General features: G+C 71.5%; 17 protein-coding genes. 7 read left to right on the top strand and 10 right to left on the bottom strand.

The genetic code is table 11. The features are described 5' to 3' along the window. Positions 1-4: 4 nt before the first annotated feature. The gene (locus ISP_RS43150; protein ID WP_013230080.1) at positions 5-775 is read left to right on the top strand and encodes a CDP-alcohol phosphatidyltransferase family protein; all 771 of its coding nucleotides are present in this window, start codon (positions 5-7) and stop codon (positions 773-775) included. Between the two features lie 66 nt (positions 776-841). Here ISP_RS43150 and ISP_RS43155 read toward each other — a convergent pair whose 3' ends face one another. Genes ISP_RS43155 through ISP_RS43165 form a run of 3 tightly spaced genes read right to left on the bottom strand, consistent with a single transcriptional unit; the run spans position 842 to position 3,567 of the window. Continuing rightward, positions 842-1,801 (bottom strand): DNA polymerase domain-containing protein, encoded by a 960-nt coding sequence (locus tag ISP_RS43155; RefSeq protein WP_013230081.1) that lies wholly within the window; start codon positions 1,799-1,801, stop codon positions 842-844. Between the two features lie 31 nt (positions 1,802-1,832). Then, positions 1,833-2,636, bottom strand: coding sequence for an oxygenase MpaB family protein (locus ISP_RS43160; protein ID WP_013230082.1), 804 nt, complete (start codon positions 2,634-2,636; stop codon positions 1,833-1,835). A gap of 46 nt (positions 2,637-2,682) precedes the next feature. Further along, the gene (locus tag ISP_RS43165; protein WP_013230083.1) at positions 2,683-3,567 is read right to left on the bottom strand and encodes a LysR family transcriptional regulator; all 885 of its coding nucleotides are present in this window, start codon (positions 3,565-3,567) and stop codon (positions 2,683-2,685) included. Between the two features lie 90 nt (positions 3,568-3,657). On the opposite strand from ISP_RS43165, the gene ISP_RS43170 reads away from it, so the two are divergent. Next, entirely contained in the window at positions 3,658-4,950 is a 1,293-nt protein-coding gene (locus ISP_RS43170) for an FAD-binding oxidoreductase (protein ID WP_013230084.1), read from the top strand. An 89-nt stretch (positions 4,951-5,039) separates the two neighbouring features. After that, positions 5,040-6,200, top strand: coding sequence for an acyltransferase family protein (locus tag ISP_RS43175; RefSeq protein WP_176742200.1), 1,161 nt, complete (start codon positions 5,040-5,042; stop codon positions 6,198-6,200). Here ISP_RS43175 and ISP_RS43180 read toward each other — a convergent pair. Then, entirely contained in the window at positions 6,197-6,619 is a 423-nt protein-coding gene (locus ISP_RS43180) for a nitroreductase family deazaflavin-dependent oxidoreductase (protein ID WP_013230086.1), read from the bottom strand. The genes ISP_RS43175 and ISP_RS43180 overlap by 4 nt on opposite strands. A 99-nt stretch (positions 6,620-6,718) precedes the next feature. Between ISP_RS43180 and ISP_RS43185 the strand changes: the two genes are divergently transcribed. Then, positions 6,719-7,183, top strand: coding sequence for a MarR family winged helix-turn-helix transcriptional regulator (locus ISP_RS43185; RefSeq protein ID WP_013230087.1), 465 nt, complete (start codon positions 6,719-6,721; stop codon positions 7,181-7,183). Between the two features lie 3 nt (positions 7,184-7,186). Here ISP_RS43185 and ISP_RS43190 read toward each other — a convergent pair whose 3' ends face one another. From ISP_RS43190 to ISP_RS43200, 3 genes are all read right to left on the bottom strand, one after another. After that, positions 7,187-7,546 carry a PLDc N-terminal domain-containing protein gene (locus ISP_RS43190; RefSeq protein ID WP_013230088.1) on the bottom strand — a complete coding sequence of 120 codons (360 nt, stop codon included), beginning with the start codon at positions 7,544-7,546 and terminating at the stop codon, positions 7,187-7,189. A 57-nt stretch (positions 7,547-7,603) separates the two neighbouring features. Beyond that, positions 7,604-8,263: a cytochrome P450 family protein gene (locus ISP_RS43195; protein WP_013230089.1), complete on the bottom strand. Its 660-nt coding sequence runs from the start codon at positions 8,261-8,263 to the stop codon at positions 7,604-7,606. A gap of 182 nt (positions 8,264-8,445) precedes the next feature. Then, positions 8,446-9,123: a GNAT family N-acetyltransferase gene (locus ISP_RS43200; RefSeq protein ID WP_013230090.1), complete on the bottom strand. Its 678-nt coding sequence runs from the start codon at positions 9,121-9,123 to the stop codon at positions 8,446-8,448. A 52-nt stretch (positions 9,124-9,175) separates the two neighbouring features. Here ISP_RS43200 and ISP_RS43205 point away from each other — a divergent pair, with 52 nt between their 5' ends. Further along, on the top strand, positions 9,176-10,030 hold the full coding sequence (locus ISP_RS43205) for a PaaX family transcriptional regulator (protein WP_013230091.1): 855 nt from the start codon (positions 9,176-9,178) through the stop codon (positions 10,028-10,030). Here ISP_RS43205 and ISP_RS43210 read toward each other — a convergent pair. Continuing rightward, a complete protein-coding gene (locus ISP_RS43210; RefSeq protein WP_013230092.1) occupies positions 10,017-10,412 on the bottom strand; it encodes a RidA family protein in 396 nt (131 codons plus the stop codon). The genes ISP_RS43205 and ISP_RS43210 overlap by 14 nt on opposite strands. Before the next feature lie 66 nt (positions 10,413-10,478). Here ISP_RS43210 and ISP_RS43215 point away from each other — a divergent pair, with 66 nt between their 5' ends. Both ISP_RS43215 and ISP_RS43220 read left to right on the top strand, forming a co-directional pair. After that, positions 10,479-12,821 (top strand): bifunctional salicylyl-CoA 5-hydroxylase/oxidoreductase, encoded by a 2,343-nt coding sequence (locus tag ISP_RS43215; protein WP_013230093.1) that lies wholly within the window; start codon positions 10,479-10,481, stop codon positions 12,819-12,821. Beyond that, positions 12,818-13,981 (top strand): acyl-CoA dehydrogenase family protein, encoded by a 1,164-nt coding sequence (locus ISP_RS43220; protein WP_013230094.1) that lies wholly within the window; start codon positions 12,818-12,820, stop codon positions 13,979-13,981. The genes ISP_RS43215 and ISP_RS43220 overlap by 4 nt, the downstream gene beginning before the upstream one ends. Here the strand turns inward: ISP_RS43220 and ISP_RS43225 are convergent. Further along, a complete protein-coding gene (locus ISP_RS43225) occupies positions 13,929-14,552 on the bottom strand; it encodes a DUF2306 domain-containing protein (protein WP_013230095.1) in 624 nt (207 codons plus the stop codon). The genes ISP_RS43220 and ISP_RS43225 overlap by 53 nt on opposite strands. Positions 14,553-14,737: 185 nt before the next feature. Beyond that, positions 14,738-16,141, bottom strand: coding sequence for a GH1 family beta-glucosidase (locus ISP_RS43230; protein WP_013230096.1), 1,404 nt, complete (start codon positions 16,139-16,141; stop codon positions 14,738-14,740). Between the last annotated feature and the right edge of the window lie 21 nt (positions 16,142-16,162).

Below are 16,162 nucleotides of genomic sequence, written 5' to 3' on the forward strand. Positions count from 1 at the left end.
GACGATGATCAAACAGGACCTTCTCCTGCGTGCGGTGATTCCGGCGCCGGTGCTCGCCGCAGGGGTTTTCGCGGTCGGTTTCACGCCGCTGGCCTGGGCGACCGGAGTCGTCTACGCCCTCGCGCTGGTGCTGCTCACCGAGTGGGGGCTGCGCCGCAGCGGCCGCGGCGCCTTCGGACCGGCGGACTGGATCACCTTCGCCCGCGCGATCCTCGTCGGCTGCGCCGCGGCCCTGATCGCCGACGGTGACTTCGCCCTCGGCTGGCTGGTCGGGCTGGTCGGCGTGGCCCTGCTCCTGGACGGTCTCGACGGCCAGGTGGCAAGGCGCACCGGCACGGCGTCGGAGTTCGGCGCGCGCTTCGACATGGAGGTCGACGCGTTCTTGATCTTGCTGCTGTGCATCCAGGTGTCCCGCACGCTCGGGCTGTGGGTGCTGGCGATCGGCCTGATGCGGTACGTGTTCGTCGCCGCCTCGTGGACCATGCCCTGGCTGACCGCGCCGCTGTACCCGAGCATGGCGCGCAAGACGGTCGCGGCCGTGCAGGGGGTCGTCCTGGTGGTCACGGTCTCGGAGCTGTTGCCGACGTCGGTGACGTTGGTTTTGGTCGCGGTCGCCTTGGCCTCGCTGACGTGGTCGTTCGGGCGGGACGTCGTCTGGCTGGCCCGCCACCGCGTCGCGGTCTCGCACCGGCCGGCCCGGATCGTCGCGATCACCCGCTCGTCCCTGCGCCGGCCCCTCGGCCACGCCTGGCCCAGCCACAACCAGGCCGCCTGACCCAGCAGCCATGCAGTGAATGACTCATTCCTGGCGTCGGACGCCAGGAATGAGTCATTCACTGCATCAGGAGCCGGATTCGCGGGCCGCGCGGGCGCGGCGCTTGCCCTCGTGCATCGCAACCACGCGGGCGATCGGGATCGTGTGCCCCTCCTCGACCAGGTCCGCGGGCAGCACGAACGGCTCGGGCATCTCCTCGGTCCACGGATCACCGTCGCCCAGCAGGCCGGGGACCGTGTGCACGGTGAAGTCGGCCGGCTTGACGTCGTCGAGGCCGGCCCAGCGGACCGGGAACGACACGGGCGCACCAGGGCGGTGGCGCGGGCTGTAGACCGAGACGACCGTCGCGCCGCCGGCCCGCGTGGAATCCAGGAACACCTTGCCTTCGCGGCGCTCGACCACGAACTCCGTCGTGCCCAGCGCCGGGTCGATCCGCTCGGCGCGGGCCGCCACCGCGCGGGTCGCCGCCGCGATGTCCTCGGTGGACTGGCCCGCCGCGAGTGGCACGAAGACGTGGACGCCCTTGGAGCCGCTGGTCTTCACCGCGCCGTCCAGGCCGTCTTTGCGCAACGCCTCCCTCACCAGCTTCGCGGCGCCCACGGCCAGGGAGAACGGTGCGTCCGCGGGCGGGTCGAGGTCGAGGATCAGGTGCGTCGGCCCGTTCGCGGGCTCACCGCGGAACAGCGTCGTGTGGTACTCGATCGCGCGCTGGTTGCCGAACCAGAGCAGCGTGCGCAGGTCGTTGCAGAGCGCGTAGACGACCTCGCGCCGCGAGCGGTCGGCCCACAGCGCCCGGCGCTCCACCCACTCCGGCGTGTACTTCGGCAGGTTCTTCTGCATGAACGGCCCCTGGCCGCGCAGCACCCGCACGACACTCAGCAGCCGGTCGTGCAGCTCCGGCAGCATCCGGCCGGACACCGCTTCGAGGTAGTCGAGCAGCTCGCGCTTGGTGACCCCCGCGTCGGGGAAGACCTCCTGGTCGAGACTGCTCAGCTTGACGCCGTGCCGCACCTCATCACCGCTCATCCGCCCACCCTCGCGTCCCCGCGCGAGGCGGTCAACTCCCGACGGGCGGGCGTCCGGTGCGCAGCCGCCACCGCAGATCGGCGAGGCAGGCGTTGAACGGGAACCGCCGCAGCGGGCCGGGCAGGACGCGGACGACCAGGCCGAGCGCGGCGAGGAGCGCCTCGAAGCGGCGCTGGTCGGCGGCGGTCCAGGGCAGCCGCATTTCGTCGCGGAAGCGCTGCGGGAGGAACCCGGTGGTGACGAACCGGTGGAACCGCCGTCCGGGCCCGGCGACGACCGGCGGCAGGAACTCCAGGTCGACGATCCGGGTGAGGTAGCGGCGGACGGCGTCGTCGATGCACACCTCGGCCAGCTCGCCGGCCCAGTACTCCTCGAAGGCCGCCCGGTCGCCGGGCCACCTCTCGGGCGGCACCTGCAGCGTGGTGCCGAGGGCGGCGGCGCCGGCGTAGAACCGCTCCGGCTCCCCACCGCCGAAGGCGAGGAGGACGTCTTCGATGCCCTTGTACAGGCAGGCCGCGACCCACAGCTGGAGGTCGGTGTCGAAGGCGTCGTAGGCCACCGGGCTCGACGCGGTCGAGTGCACCTGCGCGTGAGCCCGGTTGACGCCCTTCCGGAAGGCCGCGCGTTCGGCGTCGGTGCCCATCGTCGCGACGGCCAGGTAGGTCAGCGTGGTCCGGGTCCGCTTCACCGGGTGGCGGAAGAGGTTGCCGCTGTCGACGCGGCTCTCCAGGACGCCGTGCCCGACGGGCGCGCGGGACAGCTGCATGATCACGTTCGCGCTGCCGGCCAGCAGCCCGGCGCCGATGACGGCGTCGCGAAGGGTGGACTCGGGCATCGGCGCACCTCCTCGTGCTCCAGGAGACGCCCCTGTTGACGATGTGTCAAGAGCGGTGAGCCGCCCGGACGAACGCGATGAACGCCCGCGCGGCCGGGCTCAACGGCCCGTCCGCCCGCCAGGCCAGCGCCAGCATGCCCCGCAGCCCCGGGCCGCCGAGCCCGGCGACGGCCAGCTCCGCCTGGTGGTACCGGGCGAGCGACTCCGGCACGATCGCCACGCCGAGCCCGCGCGTCGCCAGCTGCACCAGCACGTTCGGATCGGCCGCCTCGAACGCGATCCGCGGGGTCAGCCCCACCCGCGCGAAGGCCGCGTCCAGCGCCGTGCGCAGGCCCGTCCCCTTCGGCAGGGCCATCAGCGGCAGGCCGTCGAGGTCGGGGATCTCGACCTCGTCCCGCCCGGCCAGCAGACCGGACGGACCGCTGACGGCCACGAACGCCTCCTCGAGCAGCACCTGCGTCGCGATGCCGGGTGGCGGGGCCGTCGAGATGCCGACGACGGCGAGGTCGAGCCGTCCCTCGCGCAGCGCGGCGAGCATGGTGTCGGAGTCGGCCTCCGAGAGCGTGATTTCGACGGCCGGGTACCGCTCGTGGAAGCCGGCCAGCAGGTCGGGCAGCCCGACCGGGCCCACCGACGTCACCATGCCGATCGCCACCTGCCCGCGGACCAGCCCGGCGAGTTCCTCGACGGCTTCGCGCACGCCCCGCACCGCCGCGAGCGCGGCCCGGGCGTGCGGCAGGGCCGCGGCGCCGACGTCGGTGAGCCGGACCGTCCGGCCGGAGCGGTCCAGCAGCTCCTGCCCCAGCTCCCGCTCGAGGCGCTTGACCTGCGCGCTCACCCCGGGCTGGGCGACGTGCAGCCGCTCCGCCGCGCGCGTGAAGTTGCCTTCCTCCGCGACGGCGACGAAGTACGCGAGCTGATGCAGTTCCATAAGCACTGATTCTAGTGAGTAGACAAACCAGATCTTGGACTTCTGACCGAGTCCGTTCGAAGCTGGAGACAGCGAACGAAAGGACCCGAAATGAACCTCCTCCGCCCCGGTCAGGACGGCTACACCGAAGAAGTCACCGGGTTCCAGACGGCCGTGCCCACCTCGCCCGCGGCCGTCATCGCCGCCGAAAGCGCCGAGGACGTCGCCGCCGCCGTGCGGTACGCGGCCGAGCACCGGCTGCCGGTCGCGGTCCAAGCCACCGGGCACGGCCTGACCGCGGGCACCGACGGCGTTCTGATCAGCACCCGGCGGATGACCGGCGTCGAGATCGACGCCGCCGCCCGCACCGCCCGCGTCGAAGCCGGTGTCCGGTGGGAGGCGGTGATCGAAGCCGCCGGCCGGCACGGCCTGGCGCCGCTCAGCGGCTCCTCCCCGGACGTCGGCGTCGTCGGCTACACGCTCAGCGGCGGCTTCGGGCTGCTGGCCCGCCGGTACGGCCGCGCCGCCGACCACGTCCGCGCCCTCGACGTCGTGACCGCCGACGGCGAGCTCCGGCGGGCCGAGCCGGGCTCGGACCTGTTCTGGGCCCTGCGCGGTGGCCGGGACGGCTTCGGCGTCGTCACGGCGATGGAATTCGACCTCATGCCGGTCAGCGACCTCTACGGCGGCAGCCTCACCTTCGGCAGCGCCGACGTGCCGGCCGCGCTGCGGGCGTGGCGGACGTGGTCGGCGGCCGCGCCGGACACGCTGACGACGTCACTGGCCATGATCCAGTACCCCGACCTGCCGATGGTGCCCGAGCCCGTGCGCGGCCGGCACGTCGCCCAGATCCGGATCGCCTACCTCGGCGAGGGCGGCGACGACCTCGTCGCGCCGCTGCGCGCGGTCGCCCCCGCGCTGGCGGACACGCTGCGGCCGATGCCGTTCACCGAGTCGGGGTCGATCGCGGCCGAGCCGCGGCAGCCGCACGGCTACCACGGCACCAACGCGACCGTCTCCCAGCTGAACGACGCCATGCTCGACGCGATCGTCGAGCACGCCGGCCCGGGCGCGGCCGCGCCGCCGGTGCTCATCATCGACCGGCTGGGCGGCGCGCTCGCCCGGACGCCGGAGACGCCGGGCGTGGGCTGGGACCGCTCGGCCGAGTTCGTCGTCCGGGCGCTGTCGATGGTCGGCGACGACGGCGTCGCGGCCATCCGGAGCGCGCACGCGAAGCTGTTCGACGCGCTGGCGCCGTGGACGACCGGCCGGCTGCTGCCGTTCGTCTACGGCGAGCACGCACCGGAGGAGCTCACGGAGGGCGTTTTTCCGGCCGCGGACCTGCGTCGGCTCCGGGAGCTCAAGTCCCGGTACGACGCCGGGAACGTCTTCCGGGCCTGGTGATCGCGAAACCGGCCGGGGAAAAGGCACTGGAAATCGGAGCCATATACTCGGCCGGCCACCGCATCGATAGGGGAACCGCCTTGCGCACCATGAGCCACGAGGACTACCTCGGCATGCGGCGGTTCCCCGGGCTCGACGGTCTGCGCGCGCTCGCCGCGACGATGGTCATCTTCTTCCATTTCGGCGGCCCGAACTGGACGTGGCTGTCGGGCTGGGTCGGCGTCTACCTCTTCTTCGTGCTGTCGGGATTCCTGATCACCACGCTGCTGCTGCGCGAGCAGGACCGCACCGGCCGGATCTCGCTGTCGAACTTCTACATCCGGCGCGTGTTCCGGATCCTGCCGCCGTACCTGGTGATCCTCGGCGGGATCGTCGCGTTCGTCGTCCTGCGCGGCGAGTTCTACTCGCGCGATTTCCCGCAGGCGCTGAAGTACTACCTGACGTTCCTCAACGAATTCCTGCCGGCGGCCACCCACGGCGCGGACAACTTCTTCAGCGGCTCGTGGACGCTCGGCATCGAGGAGAAGTTCTACCTCGTCTGGCCGTTCCTGCTGGTCGCCATCGGGATCGGGGCGGCGAAGCGCAAGTTCCTGCTGGTCGGCGTGGCGATGGTCGCGCTGCTGGCGCTGGTCCCGCTGACCACCGGCGGCTGGGTCCTCGAGTACTCGCAGACGGCGATCTACCGCTCGACGATCCACTACTTCATCCTGGCGGGCGGCTGCCTGCTGGCGATCCTGCTGCACTACCGCCGCGGGTACGCGCTGCTGAAGCCGCTGACGCACCCGCTGGCGGCGATCCCGATCGTCGTGGCGTTCGCGCTGCTGCACACGAACTTCGACGACCTCTGGCACGAGACCCGCAACAACTTGTGGCTGCTGGTCGCGTACGCGGCGCTGACGATGCTCCTGCTGATCGTACTGGTCAGCCCGGGCCCCCTGCGGTGGCTGCTCAGCACCGCCCCGATGCGGTTCGTGGGCGAGCGGTCGTACTCGCTGTACCTGCTCCAGGGGCCGGTGCACTTCGTCGTCGTGCAGGCGGTGCCCGGGCTCGGAGCGCACCGGACGGTCTCGGGGCTGACGGTGTTCCTGGTCGGCCTGGCGATCGCCGACCTGATCCACCGCTGGGTCGAGAAGCCGTTGATCGACGTCGGCAAGCAGCTCATCGCCCGCAAGGAAGCCCGGCGCGCGGAACGGCAGGAAGCGGACCACCCTGCCGAGACGCGCGCCGAGCCCGCGCCGGTCGCGTCCTAGCGCTCCAGGACCACGATCGGGATGAGCCGGTCGGTCTTCGTCTCGTACTCCGCGAAGCCCTCGGCGTGCGCCACCATGCCCGCGTACAGGCGGTCGCGCTCGGCGCGGTCGGCGATCACGGTGGCCGTGGCCTCGAACTTCTCGGTGCCGACCTCGACCGTGACCTTCGGGTTGGCGACCAGGTTGTGGTACCAGGCGGGGTTCTTGGGCGCACCGCCCATGGACGCGGCGATGACGTAGCGGTCGCCGTCCAGGGTGTAGACGAGCGGGGACAGGCGCTCCTCGCCGCTCTTCGCGCCGATCGTGGTGAGCAGGAGCACGTTCTTGCCATCGAACATGCCGCCGACCTTGCCCTCGTTGGCCCGGAATTCGGCGGCGACCTGCTTGTTGAACTCGTTCATGTCGGCTGGCGCGGTCATGGGATCCCCTTGTTTCTGGCCGGTAGGCTCGAGCGGGCGCGAGGTACGCTCGAGCTAAGTGTTTGCTTTGCAAACAAAACTACCGACGGGAGGTGAGTGGTGTCAACGGAGGCCGGGCCGAGTGTCGAGGACGGCGTGCGGCAGCTCCTGCTGCTCATGCCACGGCTGGTCGGGCGGGCGAAGCGCACGCCGGTGCCGGCCGAGCTGGACGGCTGCGCGCTGGCGCCGAGACACCTCTCGCTGCTGTCGTACCTGCTCTTCGACGGCCCGATGACGGTCACCGAGCTGGCCACCCGCCTCCAGGTGGCGCCGACGACGGCGAGCCTGATGGTCGGCGACCTCAGCCGCCAGGGCGTGCTGAACCGCGACGAGGACCCCGCCGACCGCCGCCGCACGATCGTCAGCATCACCCCGGACAAGCGGCCGGCGGTCGACGCCTGGCTGGCCCGGGGCGCGAAGGCCTGGAGCGACGCCTTGACGCCGCTGACCCCTGCCGAGCGGCAGCTGGTGATCGCGACGCTGGAAGCCTACGAACGCGGCACCTGCGACGGCCCCGGCTGCTAGCGGCTATTCGTCGCCGCGCTTTTCGCGGGCCAGCTTGCGCTGCGCTTCCGCGCGTTCCCGGCACTTGCGGAGGAATTCCTCGTCGTCTTCCGGGCTCGTCGCCGCGAACCGGCCCGGCCGGTCGTACTCCGGAAACGCCGGCGTTTGGCGCTCGTACGGGCCGCGAGCCCGCACCACCTGCTGCGGACGGCCTGCCACCAGCCAGATGATCGAGCCGACCAGCGGCACGACCAGCACGAGCAGCAACCACAATCCCTTCGGCAGGTTGCGGCAGGACGATTCGTCCGTCGTGATCACGTCGACCAAGCAGAAGATCCACAACCCGAACGTGACGATGCCGAGCAGGCCGTCGAAGTACAGCAATTCCCCGCCTTCCCCCAGAGATGAACGCGGTAAGTCTTAGCAGAAGGCCCCGGCAGTTCAGCCGCGGGTCACCCACAGCGCCGAGGGCATCCGGAGATTCGGCGACGAAACCCAGGTCGTTTCCCCTTCTGTCAGGCGAAAGCCGCGCAACGCCTCGAGAACGCCGGCCGAGAGAGCGAGGGCGTGCCGCGACCCCGGGCACGCGCGCGGCCCGGCCCCGAACGGCGTCCCGGCGAGGGACACCGTGACGTCCGCGCCGTCGATCCGGCGGCGCGTGGCGAGCACCGGCTGCTCGGCGGGTTTTCCGGTCAGTGACGCGAAAAGCCCGTTGCCGATGAGGCCGGCCGTGGCGTCGCAGGCCTGGACGAGCAGGCCGATCCGGGCCGCCGCGGATTCGGTCGGCCCGCCGCAGGCCGCGACCAGCCGCGTCAACGCCGCTTCGGCGGCCTCGCCCGGCGCCACGTGCGGGTGGTACGCCGCCGCGACTCCGGCGACGTCGGCCGAGACGTCCGGCAGGCCCAGCGCCTCGGCGAGCACCCCGACCAGCACCGGCCGCGCGATCTCGGCCATCACGTCGACGACGTCGCGACCGGACACGATCCCGCGAGTGCGGAGAAAAGCGTTCTCCCGCAGGGAATCCGCGTCGACCGAAGCCAGCGCGTCCACGGCCAGCGCGCGTCGCCGGACGTGGTCGGCACCGTTGCTGAAGCGGGCCACGGACGCACGCAACCAGGCGACGCTCCCCGGCGGAACGTCGAGGGGCACGGGCGGAACCGGAGCGGAAAGCGAAGTCATACGGCGAAGATAGCCACGGAAAACGTCGGCGACGGCCGAAGTCTGTGTCATCCGGGGCTCGGCCCCGGGCCGGGGGCTCCGCCACCCGGAACCTCCCAAAGCTGTCAGAGCACCGACGCTACCGGGAACCAGCTTGCCTGAGGCCCACCGCAGCGCGTCGGGCGCGGGACGTCGTGCTGGAACCACCACGCCTCGGTGATCCGGCCGTCCGGCAGCCGGTACGTCGGCGGGCCACCGACCCGGGCGAGCCCGGCGGCCTGCAGCGACCGCGCGCTGGCGACGTTGCCGACTTCCGCGCCGGCCCGCACCCGCGCCAAGCCGAGGTGCTCGTGCGCCAGCGTCAGCCCGGCGGCGAAGAGCACCCGCCCGAAGCCGCGACCGCGGTAGGCCGGGGCGAGGTAGCCGCCGGTCTCCGGGCCGCCGTCCTCGCCGGTGTGCACGCTGACCAGCCCGGCGCAGCGGTTGGCCTCGACGTCGATCATCACCAGGTCGACGGACTGCGGATCGGGTGACGTCCAGACCGGGCCGGTGCCGGGCACGACCCGCAGCGCGTCCGCGCGCAGCGGTTCGGCGACGATCGAGTCGCGCTGCCAGCCGAGCCACCGCTGCGCGGCCGGATCACTGCCCCCGGCGACGGCGGCGGCGTACTCCCACGCGGTCGGGGTGCGGAAGAGGAAGCGCCCGCCGCGCAGCACGTGGCCCTGCCGGTCGCAGGTCCGCTTGGTCATCAGGCGGCCGCGGCGGGTGAGCCGGTCGAAGATCCCCTTGGTGGCTGGCAGCATCGCGGCGAAATCGTAGCGGAGCGATCCGGGCGGGAGTTGCTATCGTGGCGCGATGACGGCCGTACCCGAGGCAACCGAACTGGACGGCTCCGGCCGGTCCGCCCAGCCTCGCCAGCTCATCGTGACGGTGTACGGCCTCTATTCGCGCACCGAAGGCGGCTGGCTCTCGGTCGCCTCGCTGATCGACCTGCTCGCCGCCGTCGGCGTCGACGAGCCCGCGGTGCGCTCGTCGATCTCCCGGCTGAAGCGGCGCGGAATCCTCGAAGCGGTGCGGCGTGACGCGACGGCGGGCTACGAACTGTCCGACGACGCCCGGGAGATCCTGCGCGAGGGTGACGAGCGGATCTTCCGCCGCGGGCGCGCGACCGCCGCCGACGGCTGGCTGCTCGCGGTGTTCTCGGTACCCGAGACCGAGCGCCACAAGCGCCACCTCCTGCGCACCCAGCTCGCCCGGATGGGCTTCGGCACGGCGGCCTCCGGCGTCTGGATCGCCCCGGCCCACCTCCACGCGGCGACGGAGGAAGCGCTCACCCGGCTCGGCCTGGCCGGCTACGCCGACCTGTTCCGCGCCGACCACCTGGCGTTCGGCGACGTCGCGGCGAAGGTCCGCGACTGGTGGGACCTCGACCGCCTGGACGAGCTGTACACGACATTCCTCGACGAGCACGGCCCGGCCCTGCGCCGCTGGCAGCGCCGCAAGCCGGTGCCGGACGAAGAGGCCTTCGGTGATTACGTCCGCGTGCTGACCGGCTGGCGCCGGATGCCCTACCTCGACCCGGGCCTGCCCGCCGAGTTCCTGCCCGCAGGCTGGTCCGGGATCCGTGCGGCCGAGCTGTTCTTCGCGCTGCACGCGCAGCTGGAGACGCCGGCCCGGGCGTTCGTCGCGAAGGCGATCAACCTCGGCTGAGCACCGCGAACCCCTGGACCTCCACCAGCGCCTCCTCGTCCCACAGCCGGGACACGCCGATGCCCGCCATCGCCGGGTACTCCGTGCCCGCCAGCCGACGCCAGACCGCGCCGATCTCGCGGGCGTGGGCCCGGTAATCCGCCATGTCGACGATGTAGATCGTCACGCTGCAGAGGTCCGCCGGGGACCCGCCGGCCGCGCGCAACGACGCCAGCAGGTTGCCGAGTGCGCGCTCGAACTGGGCGACGACGCCCTCGCCGACGATCTTGTTCGACGCGTCCAGCGCGGTCTGGCCGGCGAGGAAGACCACCCGCCCCTCGGCCACCACCGCGTGCGAGAAGCCGGACGGCTTGCCCAGCTCCGGCGGGTTGATGCGTTCCATGCGGACACGGTACGCCATCTTTCGCGTTATTGACGGTCGTAGTCGTCACGACATACCCTGGACGGCGTGCGAATCGCGGTCATCGGTGGCGGCCCGGCGGGTCTGTACTTCGCCGCGCTCGCGAAACAGCTCGGTCCCGGCCACGAAATCACCGTCTGGGAGCGCAACGCGCCCGACGACACCTTCGGCTTCGGCGTCGTGTTCTCCGACGAGACGCTCGGCGGGATCGAGCACGCCGACGCGGCGGTGCACGAGGCGATGAAGGCCGAATTCGCCCGGTGGGACGACATCGACGTCCACTACCGCGGCACGGTCACCACCTCAGGCGGCCACGGCTTCGCCGCGATGAGCCGCAAGCGCTTGCTCGGCATCCTCCAGAGCCGCTGCGGCGAACTCGGCGTCGGGCTGCACTTCCGGGAGGAGGCTCCGGCCGATCTCTCGGGCTACGACCTGGTCATCGCCGCCGACGGCGTCAACTCGGCGATGCGCGCGCGGTACGCCGAAACGTTCCGGCCGAGCGTCGAGACCCGCCGGTGCCGGTACATCTGGCTGGGCACGGACCTCGTGTTCGACGCCTTCAAGTTCTACGTCCTCGAAACGCCGGCCGGGATCATGCAGATCCACGGCTACCCGTACGGCCGCGAGGGCAGCACGTTCATCCTCGAGGTCTCCGACGACGTCTGGCAGCGGACGTTCGGGCCGATCGCGGCGACCTCACTGAAGCCCGGCGAGAGCGACGAGAAGTCGATCGCGCTGATCCGCGAGCTGTGCGCCGACGTCCTCGACGGCCACCAGGTCATGGCGAACAACTCGAAGTGGGTCTCGTTCGGGACGGTCCGCTGCGAGACCTGGGTGCACGAGAACGTCGTCCTCCTCGGCGACGCCGCGCACACCGCGCACTTCTCGATCGGCTCCGGCACGAAGCTGGCCATGGAGGACGCGCTCGCGCTGGCCGCGTGCCTGCACGAAAACGACGGTGTCGCCGAAGCGCTCAAGGCCTACGAACTGGAACGGCGACCGGTCGTCACGTCGACCCAGCGCGCCGCGCAGGCCAGCCTGGAGTGGTTCGAGAACATCGCGCAGTACGCCCACCAGGAACCGCCGCAGTTCGCGTTCAACATCCTCACGCGCAGCCGCCGCGTCACCTACGACAACCTCCGCCTGCGCGACCCCGAGTTCGCGGCCGAGCTCGACCACTGGTTCGCGCGCTCGCTCGGGACGACGTCGCGGCCGCCGATGTTCCAGCCGTTCCGGCTCGGCGAGCTGGAGCTGCCGAACCGGATCATCGTGTCCCCGATGGACATGTACTCCGCGGTTGACGGCGTGCCGGGCGACTTCCACCTGGTGCACCTGGGCAGCAAGGCCCTCGGCGGGGCCGGGCTGGTGATGACCGAGATGGTCTGTGTCTCCCCCGAAGGCCGGATCACGCCCGGCTGCGGCGGGCTGTACACACCGGAACAGGAAGCCGCCTGGAAGCGGATCGTCGACTTCGCGCACACGCAGACGCCGGCGCGGATCGGCGTCCAATTGGGACACTCCGGGCGCAAGGGTTCCACGAAACTCATGTGGGACGGCATCGACGAGCCGCTCCCGGCCGGCAACTGGGAAGTCTGCGCCCCTTCGCCATTGCCGTACTCCGAACGCAACCAAGTCCCCCGTGAACTGTCCACAACAGACCTCGACGAGATCCGCGAGCAGTTCGTCGCGTGCGCTCACGCGGCGGCCCGCGCCGGGTTCGACGTCCTGGAACTGCACTGCGCGCACGGCTACCTGCTGTCGTCGTTCCTCTCGCCGCTGACCAACCAGCGCACGGATGCCTACGGCGGCTCGCTCGAAAACCGGCTGCGCTTCCCCCTGGAGGTCTTCGACGCGGTGCGGGCGGTCTGGCCCGCCGAGCGGCCGATGACCGTCCGGATCTCGGCGACCGACTGGTGCGAGGGCGGCATCGACGCCGACGACGCCGTCGAGATCGCGCGTGCGTTCGCCGCCCACGGCGCCGCGGGCATCGACGTCTCGACCGGGCAGGTCGTCAGCGAAGAACGCCCGCAGTACGGCCGCAGCTACCAGACGCCCTACGCCGACCGGATCCGCAACGAAATCGGCGAGGAGTACGGGATCGCGGTGATCGCCGTCGGGGCCATTTCGTCCTACGACGACGTCAATTCGCTGATCCTGGCCGGGCGCGCGGACCTCTGCGCACTGGGCCGGACGCACCTCTACGATCCACAGTGGACGCTGCACGCGGCGGCCGAACAGGGCTATCCGATGCCGTGGCCGAAGCCGTTCGCCGCGGGCAGCCGCAAGCCGCAGACGGGCCGCTCCGACGGACCGGAGCCGCGGCTCGACCTCGTCCGGTCCGGTCCCACCGGCACCGCCCATGCCCGCTGGCGACCGGGAGCGCCCTCATGACCTTCGCCCTCAACCCTGCTCAGCAGGCGTTCGCCGTCGAGGTGCGACGGCTGGCCGAGGAGCAGCTGCGGCCGATCGCCGAGTCCGGTGTGGAGGGTTCGGTCAACCGCCCGCTGCTCAAGGCGATGGGCGCGCTCGGCTTGCTCGCGCGGCTCTTCCCCGGTGTCGCGTCGGGGAAGCCGTCGAGACAGGCGGCCGCGACGGACCTGTGCATCCTGCGCGAGAACCTCGCCACTGTGAGCACGGAAGCCGAGACCGCGCTGGCGTTGCAGGGCCTCGGAAGCTACCCGGTGCTGCAGTCCGGAAAGGACGAACAGGTCGCAAAGTGGCTGCCCGCGGTGGCGGCCGGTGACGCGGTGGCGGCGTTCGCGCTGACGGAACCGGACGCCGGCTCGGACGCGGCGGCGCTCTCACTGGCGGCCGAGGCCGACGGTGACGGCTGGCGCCTCACAGGCGAGAAGATGTGGATCTCCAACGCGCCGGAAGCCGACTTCTACACGGTGTTCGCCCGGACGACGCCGGGCGCCGGCTCGCGCGGGGTGAGCGCGTTCGTCGTCCCCGCCGACCGCCCGGGCCTGGGCGGCGAGCACCTGGACCTGGTGAGCCCGCACCCGATCGGCACGGTGACGTTCGACGGCGTCGAGGTCCGGCGCGAGGAACTGCTCGGCGAGGAGAACCGTGGGTTCGCCGTCGCGATGCGGACCCTCGATCTGTTCCGCCCGAGCGTCGGCGCGTTCGCCGTCGGCATGGCCCAGGCGGCGCTGGACGCCACGGTGTCCCACACGAGCGCGCGCGAGGCCTTCGGCGGACCGTTGATCAAGCAGCAGGCGGTGGCGCACGCGCTGGCCGAGATGGCCACCCGTACGGAAGCGGCCCGGCTGCTGGTCTACGCGGCGGCGGGTGCGTACGACGCGGGCGAGGCGAACCTCGGCGGCCGGGCGGCGATGGCGAAGCTGTTCGCCACCGAGGCGGCGCAGTTCGTCGTCGACTCGGCGGTCCAGCTCCACGGCGCCCGCGCGTTGCGGCGCGGGCACCTGCTGGAGCACCTGTACCGGGAGGTCCGGGCGCCCCGCATCTACGAAGGCGCGTCGGAGATCCAGCGGACGATCATCGCGCGGTGGCTGGCCTCTTCGGCTTCCGGTCGAGCCACCACTGGCTGAGCAGCAGCAACGAAAGGATGCTCAGCACGGCGGAGAGCGTGCCCGCGCTCAGGATCAGCTCGCTCTTGTCCTCGACCCGCGGCATGACGAGCAGGAACGCGATCGGCGAGAGGGCGCGGCTCGTCAAAGTGCTCATGGTCATCGCGAAGCTGCGGATCATCCACTTCCGGTGCTCGGCATACCGGCGCTGCCGGATCGCCCGCCACCCGGCGATCGTGAAGCCGAGCCACAGCAGCGCGGCGACGACGTCGAGCGTCCCGACCACCGGGCCGAACGGGCTCACCGCACCGATGGTGGCCGCCATCACGGCGGCGGGAATCGCCCCGGCAAAGACGTAGACCCGCCCGACGCGACGGTGGACGACCGGGTGCTTTCGACGCAGCCACGGCCAGATCTGCAGGATGACGCCGACGATGGCGATGGTCCCGAAGGTGATGTGCGCGACGAGGAACCAGTAGTGCGCGGGGAATCCGGGCGGCGCGGGCACGCGTGACCGCGCGGGATCGAGGGTGAGGTAGGGCGGGACCGAGTAGGCGAGGAAAACGGCGACGACGAGGGCGAGCGGCGCCACCCAGGGTCGTCGCCACCACCGCGGTGCCACCTCGGCCGGTAAGGGTCTGTTCTCCGTTCGGACGGTCATGGCTCCCCCAGGTCGCCGGTCGGGATTTCGCCCGGCCGACGCTAGGGAAATCCCCCGAGCCGGACCATGGGGTACACCACCGCCACCCTGGTGGGGCCGGCCCTACCGCCGAGAGCTCAGCTGCCGCGCACCCGCCGGACGGTGTCGCGGTAGAAGTAGCCGCTCTGCTTGATCGTCCGCTGCTGCGTCTCGTAGTCCACCCGGATCAGCCCGAACCGCTTCGCGTACCCGTAGGCCCACTCGAAGTTGTCCAAAAGGGACCACGCGAAGTACCCGCGGACATCCGCCCCGGCCTGCCGGGCCGCCGCCACCGCGGCGATGTGCGACGCGAAGTACGCCGTGCGGGAGTCGTCGCGGACGAAGCCCGACGAGTCCGGGTCGTCGTCGAAGGCCGAGCCGTTCTCCGTGATGTACATCGGCAAGCCCGGGTAGTCACGACCCAGCCGGGTCAGCAGCTCCGTGAACTTGCCGGGCAGGATTTCCCAGCCCATCGCCGTCGTCGGCTCGCCGAACGGGACCACCCTCGACGCCGGGACGCCGTCATCGTCCACTGAGGACCCTGATTCGTCCACTCCGGAAAACTGCTGGCCGAAGTAGTAGTTCACGCCCAGGAAGTCCAGCGGTGCCGAGATCACGTCGAGGTCGCCGTCCTGGACCGGGAGCTCGACACCGCGGTCGGCCAGGTCGTCCACCACGTCCGCCGGGTAGCGGCCGTGGACCAGCGGGTCCAGATAGATCCGGACGCCGAGGCCGTCCGCCTGCCGGGCCGCGCGGACGTCCTCCGGGGAGTCCGTCGCCGGGTCGGCCGTGCACATGTTGAGCGTGATGCCGAATTCCGTGGGGCGCTGTGCTGATTGGCGCATGCGCTGCACCGCCAGCCCGTGGCCGAGCAGGAGGTGGTGCACCGCGTGCATCCCGGCCGCGTAGTCACGCCGGCCCGGCGCCATCACGCCGTGCACGTACCCGTGCATCGCCGAGCACCACGGCTCGTTCAGTGTCGTCCAATGCCGGACCCGGTCGGAAAGACGGTCGAACACCAGCATCGCGTAGTCCGCGAACCGGTACGCGGTGTCGCGCGCCGGCCAGCCACCCGCGTCCTCCAGCTCCTGCGGGAGGTCCCAGTGGTACAGCGTCAGCCACGGCGTGATCCCGCGGTTCAGCGTCTCGTCGACGAGCCGATCGTAGAACCCGATGCCCGCCTCGTTGACGCCGCCGCGGCCGTGCGGCTGGACCCGGGGCCACGCCACGGAAAACCGGTACGTGTCCGCGCCCAGCTCGCGGACCAGCTCGATGTCCGAGGGCATCCGGTGGTAGTGGTCGCACGCCACGTCACCGGTGTCGTTGTTGTCGATCGCCCACGGCACCTGGCAGAAGGTGTCCCAAATGGACGGTGTCCTGCCGTCCTCGGAGACCGCGCCTTCGATCTGGTACGCGGCGGTGGCCACGCCCCAGCGGAAGTCCGGCGGCAGGGTGTCGATCAGCGCCTGCTGCTCGGCGGTCGCGGCGGTGGTCTCGGTCAAGGCGGCTCTCCTCCAGAGTTA

It is taken from the genome of Amycolatopsis mediterranei, from assembly GCF_026017845.1.
GTDB classification, from domain to species: domain Bacteria; phylum Actinomycetota; class Actinomycetes; order Mycobacteriales; family Pseudonocardiaceae; genus Amycolatopsis; species Amycolatopsis mediterranei.